16 protein-coding genes and 1 tRNA gene are annotated in these 15,240 nt (G+C 70.8%); 7 read left to right on the top strand and 10 right to left on the bottom strand.

All coding sequences use genetic code 11. The features are described 5' to 3' along the window. Positions 1-22: 22 nt before the first annotated feature. Complete coding sequence (locus ACK8N7_RS30275) at positions 23-685, bottom strand: hypothetical protein (protein WP_031123751.1); 663 nt, start codon at positions 683-685, stop codon at positions 23-25. 47 nt (positions 686-732) lie between these two features. On the opposite strand from ACK8N7_RS30275, the gene ACK8N7_RS30270 reads away from it, so the two are divergent. Continuing rightward, the gene (locus tag ACK8N7_RS30270) at positions 733-921 is read left to right on the top strand and encodes a DUF5703 family protein (RefSeq protein WP_003970138.1); all 189 of its coding nucleotides are present in this window, start codon (positions 733-735) and stop codon (positions 919-921) included. Between the two features lie 88 nt (positions 922-1,009). Here the strand turns inward: ACK8N7_RS30270 and ACK8N7_RS30265 are convergent, their stop codons facing one another. From ACK8N7_RS30265 to ACK8N7_RS30255, 3 genes are all read right to left on the bottom strand, one after another. After that, positions 1,010-1,795 carry a chaplin gene (locus ACK8N7_RS30265; RefSeq protein WP_500444586.1) on the bottom strand — a complete coding sequence of 262 codons (786 nt, stop codon included), beginning with the start codon at positions 1,793-1,795 and terminating at the stop codon, positions 1,010-1,012. A gap of 139 nt (positions 1,796-1,934) precedes the next feature. Next, complete coding sequence (chpH, locus tag ACK8N7_RS30260; RefSeq protein ID WP_015607544.1) at positions 1,935-2,168, bottom strand: chaplin ChpH; 234 nt, start codon at positions 2,166-2,168, stop codon at positions 1,935-1,937. 164 nt (positions 2,169-2,332) lie between these two features. After that, positions 2,333-3,667 carry a M20/M25/M40 family metallo-hydrolase gene (locus tag ACK8N7_RS30255; protein WP_403211900.1) on the bottom strand — a complete coding sequence of 445 codons (1,335 nt, stop codon included), beginning with the start codon at positions 3,665-3,667 and terminating at the stop codon, positions 2,333-2,335. A 182-nt stretch (positions 3,668-3,849) separates the two neighbouring features. Between ACK8N7_RS30255 and ACK8N7_RS30250 the strand changes: the two genes are divergently transcribed. Both ACK8N7_RS30250 and ACK8N7_RS30245 read left to right on the top strand, forming a co-directional pair. Next, positions 3,850-3,937, top strand: a tRNA-Leu gene (locus ACK8N7_RS30250). Positions 3,938-3,999: 62 nt separating this feature from the next. Continuing rightward, entirely contained in the window at positions 4,000-4,938 is a 939-nt protein-coding gene (locus ACK8N7_RS30245; RefSeq protein WP_403211898.1) for an RluA family pseudouridine synthase, read from the top strand. 12 nt (positions 4,939-4,950) lie between these two features. On the opposite strand, the gene ACK8N7_RS30240 is transcribed toward ACK8N7_RS30245, so the two are convergent. The 3 genes from ACK8N7_RS30240 to ACK8N7_RS30230 form a co-directional block, all read right to left on the bottom strand. Further along, positions 4,951-5,580 (bottom strand): MBL fold metallo-hydrolase, encoded by a 630-nt coding sequence (locus ACK8N7_RS30240; RefSeq protein ID WP_500444585.1) that lies wholly within the window; start codon positions 5,578-5,580, stop codon positions 4,951-4,953. Then, positions 5,580-6,665, bottom strand: a complete 1,086-nt coding sequence (locus ACK8N7_RS30235) for an S-(hydroxymethyl)mycothiol dehydrogenase (RefSeq protein ID WP_403211894.1) — start codon at positions 6,663-6,665, stop codon at positions 5,580-5,582. The genes ACK8N7_RS30240 and ACK8N7_RS30235 overlap by 1 nt, the downstream gene beginning before the upstream one ends. Before the next feature lie 70 nt (positions 6,666-6,735). Further along, positions 6,736-7,437 (bottom strand): FadR/GntR family transcriptional regulator, encoded by a 702-nt coding sequence (locus ACK8N7_RS30230; RefSeq protein ID WP_015607549.1) that lies wholly within the window; start codon positions 7,435-7,437, stop codon positions 6,736-6,738. Positions 7,438-7,567: 130 nt separating this feature from the next. On the opposite strand from ACK8N7_RS30230, the gene ACK8N7_RS30225 reads away from it, so the two are divergent. After that, positions 7,568-8,077 carry a gluconokinase gene (locus ACK8N7_RS30225; protein WP_403211892.1) on the top strand — a complete coding sequence of 170 codons (510 nt, stop codon included), beginning with the start codon at positions 7,568-7,570 and terminating at the stop codon, positions 8,075-8,077. 11 nt (positions 8,078-8,088) lie between these two features. Beyond that, positions 8,089-9,486, top strand: coding sequence for a GntP family permease (locus ACK8N7_RS30220; protein WP_500444584.1), 1,398 nt, complete (start codon positions 8,089-8,091; stop codon positions 9,484-9,486). An 88-nt stretch (positions 9,487-9,574) separates the two neighbouring features. Here the strand turns inward: ACK8N7_RS30220 and ACK8N7_RS30215 are convergent, their stop codons facing one another. Together ACK8N7_RS30215 and ACK8N7_RS30210 are read right to left on the bottom strand one after the other, a co-directional pair. After that, on the bottom strand, positions 9,575-11,155 hold the full coding sequence (locus ACK8N7_RS30215; protein WP_500444583.1) for an APC family permease: 1,581 nt from the start codon (positions 11,153-11,155) through the stop codon (positions 9,575-9,577). 48 nt (positions 11,156-11,203) lie between these two features. After that, positions 11,204-12,175 (bottom strand): hypothetical protein, encoded by a 972-nt coding sequence (locus ACK8N7_RS30210; RefSeq protein WP_403211886.1) that lies wholly within the window; start codon positions 12,173-12,175, stop codon positions 11,204-11,206. Positions 12,176-12,379: 204 nt separating this feature from the next. Here ACK8N7_RS30210 and ACK8N7_RS30205 point away from each other — a divergent pair, with 204 nt between their 5' ends. Next, positions 12,380-12,826, top strand: a complete 447-nt coding sequence (locus ACK8N7_RS30205) for an ASCH domain-containing protein (RefSeq protein ID WP_500444582.1) — start codon at positions 12,380-12,382, stop codon at positions 12,824-12,826. Positions 12,827-12,950: 124 nt separating this feature from the next. On the opposite strand, the gene ACK8N7_RS30200 is transcribed toward ACK8N7_RS30205, so the two are convergent. Then, complete coding sequence (locus ACK8N7_RS30200) at positions 12,951-14,609, bottom strand: FAD-binding dehydrogenase (protein ID WP_403211882.1); 1,659 nt, start codon at positions 14,607-14,609, stop codon at positions 12,951-12,953. A gap of 120 nt (positions 14,610-14,729) precedes the next feature. Here ACK8N7_RS30200 and ACK8N7_RS30195 point away from each other — a divergent pair, with 120 nt between their 5' ends. Beyond that, complete coding sequence (locus ACK8N7_RS30195; protein WP_403211880.1) at positions 14,730-15,239, top strand: NUDIX domain-containing protein; 510 nt, start codon at positions 14,730-14,732, stop codon at positions 15,237-15,239. Position 15,240 lies beyond the last annotated feature (1 nt).

Raw genomic sequence — 15,240 nt, 5'->3', positions numbered from 1 at the left:
TGCGCCGGGGCCCGCCGTCATGTCACGCGCGACCGGCCGCCGGCTCGTCGAGCTCCTCGTCCAGCTCCTCCTCGTCGAAGACGGCGCTGACGTCGAAGCGGCACACGACGAGCTCGGGGTCGGCGTCCTCGAACGGGGCGCCGAGCCACTCCCCCGGCTCCGGGAGCGCCTCCGCCGCCGAGACCCAGAGGGTGGAGTCGCCCTCCTCCAGGCCGAACTCCTTGTGCCGGGAGGCGATCTCGTCCGGCTCGTACTCCCCGAACAGCACGCCGAGCGCGGAGTGGACGCTGGTGCCGACCACGGCGCCCGTGTAACCGTCCGCGCCGGGTCCCGCGTCGATGTCGGCGAGGCGCTGGGCCTGGGCGAGCAGACGCGGGGGCTCCACGACCGCGTAGTCGCGCCGGATCAGCACACTGAGCGCGCTGGGCTCGGCGGGGCCGGCGTAGGGCGGCAGGGAGTCGTCCACGCCGGGGATCTCGAAGGGGGTGACCTCGTCGTAGCGGTCGTAGAGGAGCTCGTCGTAGACCTCGGCCGCAGCGGCCAGTGAGTTGAACGCTTCGTAGACGGCGGGGTCGTCGTCCCCGGTACGGCGTTCGACCGCGTCGAGGTGACGGTCGATCGCGGCTTTGACCGCCTCGGCGGCGGCACGTACCTCGGCAGCGGTGGGCTGCGCAGCATCAGACATAGTGCAGACGCTATCCGTACCGGGGCTCTGCCCGCACAATAGATGCGATGCCGGAATACGAATTTGTCGACGTGTACGTGCCGCGCGGGGTCTCCCGCAAGGAAGCGGCCCGACTGCTGACCGACCACGCCGAGTACGGACACTGGGAGCTGGACCGCCTGACGCTGCGCCGCGACGGCAGCCGCAGAGTGCGGCTGCGCAGACGGATCATCCGTCAGCTACGGGCCACCTGGTGACAGGGAACGATCTGGTTACAGGGAACGGGCCCCGCGGATGCGGGGCCCGTCCGTGTTCGTTCCGCTGTGCCCGGTGTGCGCGCCCGGATCAGGCGGCGCTGCGGGAGCGGCGGTAGAGCACCGATCCCAGTCCGGCCAGCAGCAGTCCGGCGCTGGCCGGGATGAGCATCTCCATACCGCCCGCACCGGTCTGTGCGAGCTGCTCCTCAGGTTCGAGCTGGGGCCCGGGGACGTTCGGCTCGGGCGGCTGGTTGGCCGGCGGGTCGACCGGCGTCTCCGGCGTGACCGGGGGCTTCACCGGCGGCGGCGGGGGCGGCGGCGGCTCGGCGTCGTTGGAGCAGCTGTTGCCGAAGGTCGGGTTCAGCAGCCCGATCACGGAGACGCTGTTGCCGCAGGCGTTCACGGGGATGTCGATCGGAGCCTGGACCGTGTTGCCGGAGAGGATGCCGGGCGAACCCTGCGCGACCCCTTCCGCACCCGCGCCGCCGGCCCGGTGACGGCCCGTTCCGGGCTCGCCGTGCCGGTCCGACGCGTCGGTGCTCCCGGCCTGGGCGCCGTTACCGGCCTGGGCCCCGTCTCCGGAGCCTCCGCCGATACGGTTCTGCGGTCCGGCGTCCTGGCTCGATTCCGCCGACCCGTTCTCGCAGTCGTTCCCGAAGGTCGGGTTGATGAGACCGCCGACGGTGACCGAGTTGCCGCAGACGTTGACCGGGATGTCGATCGGGACCGAGACCGAGTTGCCGGACAGCACGCCCGGCGAGCCCGAGGCCGTTCCGGCCGCACCGGCGTCGGCGTGGGCGTACCCGCCGCTGAGCGCGAGCACACCGCCCGCCGCCGCCATGGTGATCAGGCCTTTACGAGTGACCTGTCGCATAGGTTCGTTTCCTGCCTTCTGCCTTCCGAAAAACCCCCGGACATGACCGTGCGGGAGCCGAATGCCGAACGGTCCCGGAGTGCATGGCACGCACTCCGGGACCGACCGAGCTCAAACCCTTACGGGTTGACGCACAACGTCACGCGTTGACGCAGGTGTTGCCGAAGGCGGGGTTCAGCAGCCCGATCACGGAGACCGTGTTGCCGCACAGGTTGATCGGCACGTGGACCGGAACCTGGACGACGTTGCCGGAGAGCACACCGGGGCTGCCGATGGCCGCACCCTGGGCGCCCGCGTCGGCGGAAGCCATGCCCGCACCCGCGAGAACGAGGCCACCGGTAGCAGCCGCAACTGCGACGACCTTCTTGATCATGATTCCTCCTAGTTGGAAAGTGCGGTCCCAGCCGCGGACCGCAAACCTTGTAACGAGGAGGGTGGGACGGAGCTACGCGTGAACGGCGCGTTTCACCCTTTCGGTCACGTACGCACAGGCAGGCGAATTACGTACGGGCCCGGTCGGCAGTTCGTGCGGGCCGGTCAGCAGTGGTCGATGAACCGGTCGAGCACCCGCACGCCGAACTGCAGACCGTCGACCGGGACACGTTCGTCGACGCCGTGGAACATCCCGGCGAAGTCCAGCTCCGGGGGCAGCTTCAGCGGGGCGAAGCCGAAGCCCCGGATCCCCAGGTCGTCGAAGGACTTGGCGTCGGTACCGGCCGAGAGCATGTACGGCACGGCCCGGGCGATCGGGTCCTCGGCGACCAGCGCGGTCTGCATGGCGTCGACCAGGGCGCCGTCGAACGTGGTCTCCAGCGCCTTGTCCGCGTGCACGTCCTCCCGCTTCACGTTGGGGCCCAGGATCCGGTCGAGGTCGGCGAGGAACTCCTCCTCGTACCCCGGCAGGTACCGGCCGTCGACATGGGCGGTGGCCTGGCCCGGGATCACGTTGACCTTGTAGCCGGCGCCGAGCTGGGTGGGGTTGGCGGTGTTCTGCAGGGAGGCCCCGATCAGCTTGGAGATGCCGCCCAGCCTGGCGAGCGTCTCGTCCATGTTCTCCGGGTCCAGCTCGGTGCCGAGCGCGTCCGAGAGCTCGTCCAGGAAGTGCCGCAGCGTCTTGGTGACGCGCACCGGGAACTTGTGCCGCCCCAGCCGCCCGACCGCCTCGGACAGCTCCGTGATGGCGTTGTCCTTGTGGATCATCGAGCCGTGCCCGGCGGTGCCGTCCACGGTGAGCTTCATCCAGTGCATGCCCTTCTGGGCCGTCTCCACCAGATAGAGGCGCAGCTTCTCGTTGACGGTGAACGAGAACCCGCCGACCTCGCTGATCGCCTCGTTGACGCCCTCGAAGAGCCCCGGGTGCTTGTCGACGAGATAGCGGGCCCCGTACGTCCCGCCCGCCTCCTCGTCGGCGACGAAGGCCAGCACGATGTCGCGCGGGGGCTTGCGGCCGGTGCGCATCCGCTCGCGTACGACCGCGAGGGTCATCGCGTCCATGTCCTTCATGTCGACGGCGCCCCGGCCCCAGACGCAGCCGTCCGCGATCTCGCCGGAGAACGGGTCGTGCGTCCAGTCCGCCGCGTTGGCCGGGACGACGTCGGTGTGCCCGTGGATGAGCAGGGCGGGCCGGGACGGGTCCTCGCCCTCGATCCGGGCGACGGTGGAAGCGCGGCCCTTGTGCGACTCGAAGATCTGCGGCTCCAGACCCACCTCGGCGAGCTTCTCCGCCACGTACTCGGCGGCGAGCCGCTCACCGGGGCCGGAGTGGTCGCCGTAGTTGCTGGTGTCGATCCGGATCAGGTCACGACAGAGGTCCACGACCTCCCTCTCGGCGTTGCCGCCGCTGACGGTGCTGCCCGTGCTGCTCTCGCTCACGCTGCTTCCTTCCGCTGTCGCTGTGGTGCTCTCCTTCATCCTCCCGCGCCCGGGGCTCACACCCAAGGCCGTGCACCCCCCGTCACGTACCGTTCACAGCCATCGGGCGTGATCGAGCACCCCCGAATGTTTGCTATGGTTTTCCACGTCGGAACGGGCACGGCCCGTGAGACAGACACCTTGTCCGGGTGGCGGAATGGCAGACGCGCTAGCTTGAGGTGCTAGTGCCCTTTATCGGGCGTGGGGGTTCAAGTCCCCCCTCGGACACCAGCAGGAGCCCCACTTCGGTGGGGCTCTTTTGCGTCACCGGGCCGGAGCGGAGAGGGGCGACGATGAGGGGTCGCAGGAAGGCGCCCGCCGCGCCTCTCCCCCAGCGGGACGGGATCGACGCGGTGCGGGTGCGGCTGCCGGAGGATCCGGACGGGTTCTGGGGAGATGTCGGGGAGCATCTCGTCGCGCGGTTCGGCGGGGCGATCGGGGCCGGGCGGGTCGCGGCGATGCTCGACGAGGGGCGGTTCGTGGGGGCCGACGGGGGCGCGGTGCGGGGCGATGAGCCGTACACCGCCGGGCGGAGCCTCTGGTTCCACCGGGACTTCGCGGCCGAGGAGCCGGTGCCGTTCCCCATCGGGATCGTGTACCGGGACGCGCATCTCGTGATCGCCGACAAGCCGCACTTCCTCGCCACCACGCCCCGGGGGCGGCACATCACGGAGACCGCGGTGGCGCGGCTGCGGCGGGAGCTGGGGCTGCCCGCGCTCCAGCCCGCGCACCGGCTGGACCGGCTGACCGCGGGGCTCGTGCTCTTCGTGGTACGGCCCGGGGAGCGGGGCGCGTACCAGACGCTGTTCCGGGACCGGCTGGTGAGCAAGGAGTACGAGGCGGTGGCCCCGTACGACCCGGAGCTGGTCCTCCCCCGGACCGTACGGAGCCGGATCGTGAAGGAGCGCGGGGTGCTCGCCGCCCGGGAGGAGCCCGGTGAGGCGAACAGTGAGAGCCGGGTGGAGCTGGTGGAGCGGCGGGGCGGGCTGGGCCGCTACCGGCTGCTGCCCGCGACCGGGCGGACGCATCAGCTGCGGGTCCATATGAACGCGCTGGGGGTGCCGATCCTCCACGATCCGCTGTATCCGGTGGTGGAGGCGGAGGGTGCGGTGGAGGACCTCTCCCGGCCTTTGCAGCTGCTGGCGCGGCGGCTGGAGTTCACCGATCCGGTCAGCGGGGAGCCGCGCCGCTTCGAGAGCGGGCTTCGGCTCTCCGCCTGGCCGGAGGGGTGACGTACGCGGTCCTCAGTGGCCGCGCTTGATCCAGTCGTCGAGCTGCGGGGCTTCCGCGCCGATGGTGGTGGGGTCGCCGTGGCCGGTACGGACCGTGGTGTCGCCCGGCAGGGTGAGCAGCCGGTCCCGGATCGAGTCGATGATCGTCGGGAAGTCCGAGAAGGACCGGCCGGTGGCGCCGGGGCCGCCCTGGAAGAGCGTGTCGCCGGTGAAGACCGTGGCCAGCTCGGGGGCGTAGAGGCAGATGCCGCCGGGAGCGTGGCCGGGGGTGTGGAGGACCTTGAGGGTGGTGCCCGCCACCTCCAGCTCCTGGCCGTCGGCCAGTTCGGCGTCGGGGGCTCGGTCCGGGTGGGTCTGCCCCCATAGCTCCAGGTCGTCCGGGTGGAGCAGGATCGGGGCGCCGGTGACCTCGGCGAGGGCGGGAGCGGCGTCGATGTGGTCGTTGTGCGCGTGGGTGCAGACGATGGCGCGCAGCGTACGGCCGCCGAGCGCGGCCTCGATGGCCGCGGCGTCGTGGGCGGCGTCGATGACGATGGCCTCGGTGTCGTCGCCGACGATCCAGACGTTGTTGTCGACGTCCCACTCGCCGCCGTCGAGGGCGAAGGTGCCGGAGGTGACCAGGTGGTCGATGCGGGCGGTCATCAGAAGACCACCACCGAGCGCAGGACGTCGCCGTCGTGCATCCGGGCGAAGGCCTGCTCGATGTCGCCCAGGCCGATCGTCTCGGTGACGAAGGCGGCGAGGTCGAGCCGGCCCTGCTGGTGGAGGTCGACGAGCATCGGGAAGTCGCGGGAGGGCAGGCAGTCGCCGTACCAGGAGGACTTGAGCGAGCCGCCGCGGCCGAAGACGTCCAGGAGCGGCAGTTCGAGCTTCATGTCCGGGGTGGGGACGCCGACCAGGACGACCGTTCCGGCGAGGTCGCGGGCGTAGAAGGCCTGCTGGTACGTCTCCGGGCGGCCGACGGCCTCGATGACGACGTCGGCGCCGTTGCCGTCGGTGAGGGCGCGGATCGCCTCGACGGGGTCGGAGGAGCGGGAGTTGACGGTGTGGGTGGCGCCCATCTTCTGCGCCGTCTCCAGCTTGCGGTCGTCGATGTCGACCGCGATGATCTTCGCCGCGCCGGCCAGCCGGGCTCCGGCGATCGCCGCGTCACCGACGCCGCCGCAGCCGATGACGGCGACCGAGTCGCCGCGGCCGACCTGGCCGGTGTTGATGGCGGCGCCGATGCCCGCCATGACTCCGCAGCCGAGCAGTCCGGCGACGGCCGGGGAGACCTCGGGGTCGACCTTGGTGCACTGTCCGGAGGCGACCAGGGTCTTCTCAGCGAAGGCGCCGATACCGAGGGCGGGCGACAGCTCCGTACCGTCGAGCAGGGTCATCTTCTGCTTGGCGTTGTGCGTGTCGAAGCAGTACCAGGGGCGGCCGCGCAGACAGGCACGGCACTGCCCGCACACCGCACGCCAGTTGAGGATGACGAAGTCGCCGGGGGCGACGTCCGTGACGCCCTCGCCGACCGACTCCACGACGCCCGCCGCCTCGTGGCCGAGGAGGAAGGGGAACTCGTCGTTGATCCCGCCCTGCTTGTAGTGCAGGTCGGTGTGGCAGACGCCGCACGCCTGGATCTTGACGACGGCCTCTCCGGGACCGGGGTCCGGGATCACGATCGTCTCGACCCGCACCGGCTCGTTCTTCCCCGGTGCGATGACCCCTTGCACTTGCTGCGCCATACCGTGCTCTCCCTGCTCCCGGACTTTCGCGAAGATCGAACGCGGACAACCGTACGCCCCGGGACACCCTCTACGGTGCGAGCACGTCCAGCTCGTGCAGGGCGCCCACCGCGATCTCCTTGGTGATCCGCTCGGCGGCCTCCGGGTCGCCCTCGCGGACCGCCTCGGCGAGCCGGACATGCAGGGTGACGGCGGCCGGGTCGGGGTCCTCGAACATCACCTGGTGGTGGGTGCGGCCCGCCAGCACCTCGGCGACTACGTCCCCGAGCCGGGCGAACATCTCGTTGCCGGAGGCGTTGAGGACGATCCGGTGGAAGGCGATGTCGTGTTCGAGGTAGCCCTCCAGCTGCTGGCCGCGGGAGGTGGCGACCATGCCGAGGGCGCGTTCGGTGAGCTCGGCGCACTGCGCGGCGGTGGCGTGCCGGGCGGCGAGGGAGGCTGCGACCGGTTCGATCGCGGAGCGCAGCACGGTGAGGGAGCGCAGCTGGCGGGGGCGGTCGGAGCCGGCCAGGCGCCAGCGGATGACCTGGGGGTCGTAGACGTTCCAGGTCTCGGTGGGGCGGACGGTCACCCCGACCCGGCGGCGGGACTCGACCAGGTGCATGGACTCCAGGACCCGGACCACTTCACGGACGACCGTACGGGAGACGTCGAAGCGCTGGGCGAGCTCGTCGGTGCGTAGGACGCTGCCGGGCGGGCACTGGCCGGAGGAGATCTCCAGACCCAGGGTGTCCAGCACATGTGTATGCAGCCCCTGGCTCTGTGTGGTCATGGGGCAAGCCTACGGGGCGGCCCTCGGGAACAAAAAGTACGACGTATGTGTCACAGACTCTTGAATAAGTCGTACCTAATAGGTTTCAGTAGCGCGACGGACCGATGTCGAGGAAGACAGCGAGGCACCCATGAGCACCCCCCACGTCGTCGTGGTGATGGGCGTAGCAGGAACCGGCAAGACCACGATCGGTCCCCTGCTCGCCGCCGAACTCGGCGTTCCGTACGCCGAGGGCGACGACTTCCATCCCCCGGCGAACATCGAGAAGATGTCGGCCGGCACCCCTCTGGACGACGACGACCGGTGGCCCTGGCTCGATGCCATCGGCGCGTGGGCGAGCGGGCGGGCGGGGCACGGGGGGGTCGTCTCCAGCTCGGCCCTCAAGCGGTCCTACCGGGACCGGCTGCGGGCCGGGGCGCCCGACGCCCTCTTCCTGCATCTGACCGGCGACCGGGCACTGATCGAGGAGCGGATGGCGGACCGCAAGGGCCACTTCATGCCCACCGCGCTGCTCGACTCCCAGTTCGCGACGTTGCAGCCGCTCCAGGCCGACGAGGCCGGGGTGAGCGTCGACGTGTCCGGCACCCCCGAGGAAATCACCCAGCGAGCCGTCGCCGCGCTGCGCCGGCTCGACACCTAAGGATCATCACCGTGACCAGTCTCAGCGTCGAGATGCTGGCAGCGGACGCCGCCGAACCGATCACTTCGGCAGGCAACGCTCAGTTGGGCATCGCCGTACTGGCGGGCATAGCCGTCATCGTTCTCCTGATCACCAAGCTCAAGATGCACGCGTTCCTGGCGCTGACCATGGGGTCGCTGGCGCTCGGCTCCTTCGCGGGAGCGGCACCGGCCGACACGATCGCCAGCTTCACCGCGGGCCTCGGCTCCACCGTCGCGAGCGTGGGCGTGCTCATCGCGCTCGGCGCCATCCTGGGCAAGCTGCTCGCCGACTCGGGCGGGGCCGACCAGATCGTCGACACCATCCTGGCGAAGGCGAGCCGGGGGGCCATGCCGTGGGCGATGGTCCTCATCGCCTCGATCATCGGTCTGCCGCTCTTCTTCGAGGTCGGGATCGTGCTGATGATCCCGGTGGTGCTGCTCGTCGCCAAGCGCGGCAACTTCTCCCTGATGCGGATCGGTATCCCGGCGCTGGCCGGACTCTCCGTGATGCACGGGCTCATCCCGCCGCACCCCGGCCCGCTGGTCGCGATCGACGCCCTGGACGCCAACCTCGGTGTGACGCTGGCGCTCGGTGTGCTGGTCGCCATCCCGACCGTGATCATCGCCGGACCGGTCTTCGCCCGCTACGCCGCGCGCTGGGTGGACATCGAGCCGCCCGAGAAGATGATCCCGCAGCGCCCCTCCGAGGACCTGGACCGCCGTCCCAGCTTCGCCGCCACCCTGGTGACGATCCTGCTGCCGGTCGTGCTCATGCTGCTCAAGGCGCTCGTCGAGATCGTGGTGGACGACCCCGACAACAGCGTCCAGCGGGTGACGGACGTGGTCGGCTCGCCGCTGATCGCCCTGCTCGCCGCCGTACTGCTCGGCATGTTCACCCTCGGCCGGGCCGCCGGGTTCACCAAGGGCCGGCTCGCCGGGACCGTGGAGAAGTCGCTCGCCCCGATCGCCGGGATCCTGCTGATCGTCGGCGCCGGCGGTGGCTTCAAGCAGACGCTGATCGACGCCGGGGTCGGCCAGATGATCCTGGAGTTCTCCGAGAACTGGTCGATCCCCGCCCTGCTGCTCGGCTGGCTGATCGCCGTCGCGATCCGCCTCGCCACCGGCTCGGCCACGGTCGCCACCATCTCCGCCGCCGGTCTGGTCGCCCCGCTCGCCGCCGACATGTCGACCTCGCACGCGGCCCTGCTGGTCCTGGCCGTCGGTGCCGGTTCACTCTTCTTCAGCCATGTGAACGACGCCGGGTTCTGGCTGGTGAAGGAGTACTTCGGGATGGACGTCGGCCAGACCGTGAAGACCTGGTCGGTGATGGAGACGATCATCTCCGTGGTCGCGATGGCCTTCATCATGCTGCTGTCGCTGTTGCTGTAGCGGCACCCTGTTACGTACGAACGCGTCCGCCCCGAGGGAATCCCCCGGGGCGGACGCGTTCGTGTACGGCCGAAGCGGTACGGGCTGTTCAGCGGCGGGTGGACTCGCTCTCCGCCGCCTTCTCCAGCTGGAACGCCTCGTTGCCGAGGCCGATCCGGGCGTGCACCTCGGGCTTGACCTTGCGCAGGACCACTCCGTAGACCAGGCCGCCGACCAGGGCGAGGACGATCACGCCGGGCAGCAGCCAGTCGAGGACCGAGCCGGGGCCGGAGCCGACGAGGACGTCGAAGTCGCGGACGGTGAAGACGGCGATCGCCAGGAGCGCGATCCCGGCGAGGGCGGAGGCGACCAGGCGCGGGGCCTGGGCGCGGCCCGCACCGCGCTTGACGAAGAAGGCGATGACGGCGAAGGAGGCGGCGGCCATCAGCAGGATGACGCCCAGCGCGCCGACGTTGCCCATCCAGGTGAACAGGCGCAGGACGGGGACGGTGGGGTCGCCGATGTGGTTGTCGTCGGTGAAGGCGAAGGCCAGCACGATCACGACGGAGATGACGGACTGGAGCAGCGAGCCGGTGCCCGGTGCGCCGCTCGCCCGGTTGGTGCGGCCGAAGCGGGCGGGCAGCAGGCCCTCGCGGCCCATCGCGAACGCGTAGCGGGCGACCACGTTGTGGAAGCTGAGGAGCGCCGCGAACATGCCGGTGACGAAGAGGATGTGCAGGACGTCGGTGAAGGTGGAGCCGAGCCGCTCCTCGGTGAGGCCGAACAGCATGCCGGGGCCCTCCTTCAGGGAGGTGTCGGCGATGAAGCCGGGTCCGGCGGCGACGGTCAGGGCCCAGGAGCTGATGGCGAGGAACAGCGCGGCATAGCCCACGGCGAGGAACATCACCCGGGAGACCACGATCTGCGGGCGGCTTGTCTCCTCGGCGTAGACCGGTGCCTGCTCGAAGCCGACGAACGCGGCGATGCAGAAGCAGAGCGCGGTGGAGAGCCCGGCGCCGGTGAGGGTCTCGGGGTTGAACGCCTGGAACGAGAGCCCCTCGGGGCCGGGGTCGGAGACGGCGGCGATGTCGAAGATCACGACGAGGAGGCACTCGATGACCAGCAGGACGCCGAGCACCTTGGCGTTGAGGTCGATCTTCAGCCAGCCGAGGACGCCGACCACGACCACCGAGGTCAGCGCGGGGATCCACCACTCCACGTCGATGCCGGCGTAGGTCGAGAGGATGCCGGAGACCTCGAAGCCGAGGATCCCGTAGATGCCGACCTGCATCGCGCTGTACGCCACCAGCGCCACCAGCGAGGCGCCCGCGCCGGCCGTCGGGCCGAGGCCCCGGGCGATGTACGCGTAGAAGGCGCCGGCGTTGTGGACGTGCCGGCTCATCTCCGCGTAGCCGACGCTGAACAGCATCAGGACGGCGCCGAGGATGACGTAGAGCAGGGGCTGGCCGACGATGCCCATCACGCCGAAGACCGTGGGCATCACCCCGGCGACCACCATCAGGGGGGCGCTGGCGGCGAGCACGGAGAGCAGCAGGCCGGGGGTGCCGAGGCGGTTCGCCCGCAGGGCGCGTTCCTCACCCTTGTACGTGTTGATCCCGCCGGAATCGCCCGTCGGCCCGGTGGTGCCGGCCTGCCGGGTCTTGCCTGGAAATGAACTGCCCGTCGACATGGCGGGGGTGGTCCCTTCTTCGGTCTTCGGTCCTCGGTGGGGCCGTGATCACGGGGTGCCGAGTGCGTGGTCCCGGGCGGCGGTGAACGCCGCGTACGGGTCGCGGCCCGCGTACGACCAGGGGGCGGCCGTGGCGTGCGGGCCGATGCGGTGGAAGAGGGCGGCGGCCTCGGCGGTCCGGCCCTCGCAGACCTTGGCGTGGGCCAGGAAGTTGAGGTCGACACGGTGGCGGGGGTGGTCCTCGCGCTCCCACTCCAGCCACCAGTCGAAGGCGGCCTTCATCACCTGCCGGGCCCGCCGCCCCGACCAGTGCCCGGACGCCACCGGGTCGTCCGGCTCGCTGCCCGCCGCCACGAGTACGCGGTAGCGCTCGGCGTGGGCGATGACGGGGAGCACGGCGAGCGGGGAGTCGGCGGGGGCCTGTTCGGCGGCCCAGGCGGCGAAGTCGTACACCTCGTGGAGCGGGTCCTGGCCGCTGTCGGGGCGGCTCTCGGCGAGTTGCGCGGTCATCACGTGGTGGGCGTGGTGGTGCTCGGGGTGGCGGGAGCGGACCTCCTCGAAGAGCCTGCCGGTCTCGTCACCGCCGTCCTCGCGGCCCCGGTCCAGGAGGAGCAGGGCGAGCCAGGGGGTGGGGTCCTCGGGGGTGATCCGGGCGGCGGCGAGACAGGCCTGGCGGGCCCGGGCGGCTTCGTCGGCCTTGGCCCTGGGGCGCAGGGCCCGTACGACACACGCGCAGCCGAGGAGGGTGGTGGCGTCCGCGCTCTCGGGTTCGGCGAGCAGCCAGTCGCTGGCCCAGTCGACGGCGGACGGGATCTCGGCGAGGCCCAGGACGCGGTGTCCCCGGCGGTCCCAGTCGTTCCCGGTGGTCACCAGCAGGGCGCGGGCGTCGCTCCAGCGGCCCTGGGTGAACTGGTTCCGGGCGTCGATGAGTTCGTGGTCGTCCAGGGCCGGGTCGAAGGCGTGGTCCGAGCGACCGCCCCGGCGGCGGGAGCGGCCCAGGGGCGGCGGAGGCGGGGACATGCCGCAGACTTCTTTCGACGCGGTGTGCGAGCAGATGATCGCGCACAGCAAAGCGGTAGGGAATGCTCCGAGTCAAGAGGAGGTCTCTACCAACTCCTCTTGCATTCCGGATAGTTGGCTGGAAGTCGTCGCGCCGGGAGAGGTGTTTGCCCAGCGTGCGGGTGGGGTGGGCGGGTGCGGAGTGACGCCTGACACACTGGTGGCATGGAGCCTCGCGAACCTCTGAAACCCTTTCTTCTCGCCTTTCCGGGCCCGTTGCGCGACCGGCTGGTGGCGGCGGTCCTGTCCGGCGAAAAGGTCTCCACCTCCGGGCTGTTGGCCGAATACGAGCTGGAGCAGGAGGAGCTTCCGCCGGTGGGCGAACGGTCCGCGCTGATCGACTCCCAGGGGCGGGAGGTGGCGGTGCTGGAGATGACCGAGGTACGGGTGCTGGCGCTCGGGGAGGTGGATCTGCAGCATGCACTCGATGAGGGCGAGGGGTATCGGTCGGTGGCCGAATGGCGTGCGGGGCATGAGGCGTTCTGGCACGGGGCGGAGATGCGGGAGGCGATGGGGGATCCGTCGTTCACGGTGGATGACGGGACGATGATTGTGGCTGAGCGGTTTCGGGTGGTGCGGGTGTTGGGTGCGGGTGGGGTCTCCTCGGGGTGAGGGGCTCCTCGGGGTCGCGGCGGGCCTTCGGCCGGGTGGACGCCGGGGCGCTGCCCCGGGCCCCGCTCCTCAATCGCCGGAGGGGCCTATTTTTGTGCCCCGGTCCGCTGTGTGCCGGAGGGGCTCAGTCAGCCACCGCCTGCGCCGCTGCCCTGCCCGCTGCTCGGCCCGAGAAGATGCAGCCGCCGAGGAACGTGCCCTCCAGGGAGCGGTAGCCGTGGACTCCGCCGCCGCCGAAACCGGCCGCCTCGCCCGCCGCGTACAGGCCGGGGAGCGGGGTGCCGTCGGAGGTGAGGACCTGGGAGGACAGGTCCGTCTCCAGGCCGCCCAGGGATTTGCGGGTGAGGATGTTGAGGCGTACGGCGATGAGCGGGCCCGCCGCCGGGTCCAGGACGCGATGCGGCTTCGCGGTGCGGATGAGGCGGTCGCCGAGGTAGGCGCGGGCACCGTGGATCGCGGTGACCTGGAGGTCCTTGGTGAAGGGGTTGGCGATCTCGCGGTCGCGGGCGGTGATCTCGCGGCGCAGGTCCTCCGCGTCGATCAGGCCGTCACCGGTGATCGCGTTCATACCCCGGACCAGGGCGTCGAGGTCCTTCTCCACGACGAAGTCCGCGCCGTGGTCCATGAACGCCTTGACCGGTGCGGGCACGTCCGCGCGGGCCCGGCCGATCACATCGCGTACCGACTTGCCGGTGAGGTCCGGGTTCTGCTCGGAGCCGGAGAGGGCGAACTCCTTGCCGATGATCCGCTGGTTGAGGACGAACCAGGTGTAGCCGTGGCCGGACCTCATGATGTGTTCGAGGGTGCCGAGCGTGTCGAAGCCCGGGAAGAGCGGGACCGGCAGGCGCTTGCCCCGGGCGTCGAACCAGAGGGAGGAGGGGCCGGGCAGGATACGGATGCCGTGCTTCGCCCAGATCGGGTTCCAGTTCTCGATGCCCTCGGTGTAGTGCCACATCCGGTCGCGGTTGATGTGGTGCGCGCCCGCCTCCTCCGCGATGCCCAGCATCAGGCCGTCGACGTGGGCGGGGACGCCGGAGAGCATCTTCTCGGGCGGGGTGCCGAGCCGCTCGGGCCACTGGGAGCGGACGAGTTCGTGGTTGCCGCCGATGCCTCCGGAGGTGACGATCACCGCCTGGGCCTTCAGCTCGAAGGCGCCGGTCGCCTCCCGGCCGCTGGCGGTGCCGCGCTCGGCCGCGCTCGGCTCCAGGATCTCGCCGGTGACCGTGTCCAGCGCTCCGGCCGTACGGGCGAGGCCGGTGACGCGGTGGCGGAACCTCAGCTGGACGAGCCCCTTGGCGACGCCCTCGCGGACCCGCCGTTCGAAGGGGGCGACGACACCGGGTCCTGTGCCCCAGGTGATGTGGAAGCGGGGTACGGAGTTGCCGTGGCCGGTCGCGTCGTAGCCGCCGCGCTCCGCCCAGCCGACCACCGGGAAGATCCGCAGCCCCTGCTGGTGCAGCCAGGAGCGCTTCTCCCCGGCCGCGAAGTCGACGTACGCCTCGGCCCACTTCTTCGGCCAGTGGTCCTCCTTGCGGTCGAACCCGGCGGTGCCGTACCAGTCCTGGAGGGCCAGCTCCCGGCCGTCCTTGATCCGCAGCCGGCGCTGCTCGGGCGAGTCGACGAGGAAGAGGCCGCCGAAGGACCAGTGGGCCTGTCCGCCGATGGACTGCTCGGGCTCCTGGTCGAGGAGGATCACGGAACGGCCGGCGTCGGCCAGTTCGGCGGTGGCCACGAGTCCGGCGAGCCCTGCCCCGATCACGATCACATCAGCGTCGTACGCCATGGGTTCCATCCTGTCGTGAAGGCTCGGGAGGGCTCAGCGGGCGTGCAAGTTACCCGTGCGTCAGATCTTGGGTACCGGCCGCTGCCACGTCAACCACCCGGGTGCTGTTGGATGAAACGCATGACGCCTTCTGACGAGATCCTGGACATCGTCGACGAGAACGACGAGGTCATCGGGCAGGCCCCGCGCGGCGAGGCGACCGCCCGGGGCCTGCGCCACCGCTGTGTCTTCATCGAGGCACGCGATGCCGAAGGGCGTCTCTTCGTCCACCGCCGGACGGCCACCAAGCTGGTCTTCCCCTCGCACTACGACATGTTCGTGGGCGGGGTGGTGGGCGCGGGCGAGTCCTACGACGAGGCGGCGCTGCGCGAGGCGGAGGAGGAGCTGGGGGTCTCGGGGCTGCCGGCCCCCGAGCCGCTGTTCCGGTTCCTCTACACCGGTGGCGAGCACACCTGGTGGTCCGCGGTCTACCAGGTGCGGTGCGAGCTGCCGGTGGCCCCGCAGGCCGAGGAGGTCGCCTGGCACACCTTCCTGGACGAGGCGGAGCTGGAGGAGCGTCTCGGGGAGTGGCCGTGGGTGCCGGACGGGGTGGAGGCGTACCGGCGGCTGCAGGAGTTCCGGTCCGCCTGAT

The sequence above is a fragment of the Streptomyces griseobrunneus genome, assembly GCF_046713465.1.
Classification (GTDB): Bacteria; Actinomycetota; Actinomycetes; order Streptomycetales; family Streptomycetaceae; genus Streptomyces; species Streptomyces microflavus.
Note: the sequence above shows the minus strand (reverse complement) of the source record. Positions and strands in the feature narration are given on the sequence as shown.

Excerpts from the sequence above, each read along its gene's own strand:
- ACK8N7_RS30210 (WP_403211886.1), bottom strand. The coding sequence starts at position 12,175 with ATGTCCCCGCCTCCGCCGCCCCTGGGCCGCTCCCGCCGCCGGGGCGGT.
- ACK8N7_RS30235 (WP_403211894.1), bottom strand. The coding sequence starts at position 6,665 with ATGGCGCAGCAAGTGCAAGGGGTCATCGCACCGGGGAAGAACGAGCCG.
- ACK8N7_RS30275 (WP_031123751.1), bottom strand. The coding sequence starts at position 685 with ATGTCTGATGCTGCGCAGCCCACCGCTGCCGAGGTACGTGCCGCCGCC.
- ACK8N7_RS30230 (WP_015607549.1), bottom strand. The coding sequence starts at position 7,437 with ATGACCACACAGAGCCAGGGGCTGCATACACATGTGCTGGACACCCTG.
- ACK8N7_RS30265 (WP_500444586.1), bottom strand. The coding sequence starts at position 1,795 with ATGCGACAGGTCACTCGTAAAGGCCTGATCACCATGGCGGCGGCGGGC.
- ACK8N7_RS30200 (WP_403211882.1), bottom strand. The coding sequence starts at position 14,609 with ATGGCGTACGACGCTGATGTGATCGTGATCGGGGCAGGGCTCGCCGGA.
- ACK8N7_RS30270 (WP_003970138.1), top strand. The coding sequence starts at position 733 with ATGCCGGAATACGAATTTGTCGACGTGTACGTGCCGCGCGGGGTCTCC.
- chpH (WP_015607544.1), bottom strand. The coding sequence starts at position 2,168 with ATGATCAAGAAGGTCGTCGCAGTTGCGGCTGCTACCGGTGGCCTCGTT.
- ACK8N7_RS30245 (WP_403211898.1), top strand. The coding sequence starts at position 4,000 with ATGAGGGGTCGCAGGAAGGCGCCCGCCGCGCCTCTCCCCCAGCGGGAC.
- ACK8N7_RS30240 (WP_500444585.1), bottom strand. The coding sequence starts at position 5,580 with ATGACCGCCCGCATCGACCACCTGGTCACCTCCGGCACCTTCGCCCTC.
- ACK8N7_RS30215 (WP_500444583.1), bottom strand. The coding sequence starts at position 11,155 with ATGTCGACGGGCAGTTCATTTCCAGGCAAGACCCGGCAGGCCGGCACC.
- ACK8N7_RS30205 (WP_500444582.1), top strand. The coding sequence starts at position 12,380 with ATGGAGCCTCGCGAACCTCTGAAACCCTTTCTTCTCGCCTTTCCGGGC.
- ACK8N7_RS30225 (WP_403211892.1), top strand. The coding sequence starts at position 7,568 with ATGAGCACCCCCCACGTCGTCGTGGTGATGGGCGTAGCAGGAACCGGC.
- ACK8N7_RS30195 (WP_403211880.1), top strand. The coding sequence starts at position 14,730 with ATGACGCCTTCTGACGAGATCCTGGACATCGTCGACGAGAACGACGAG.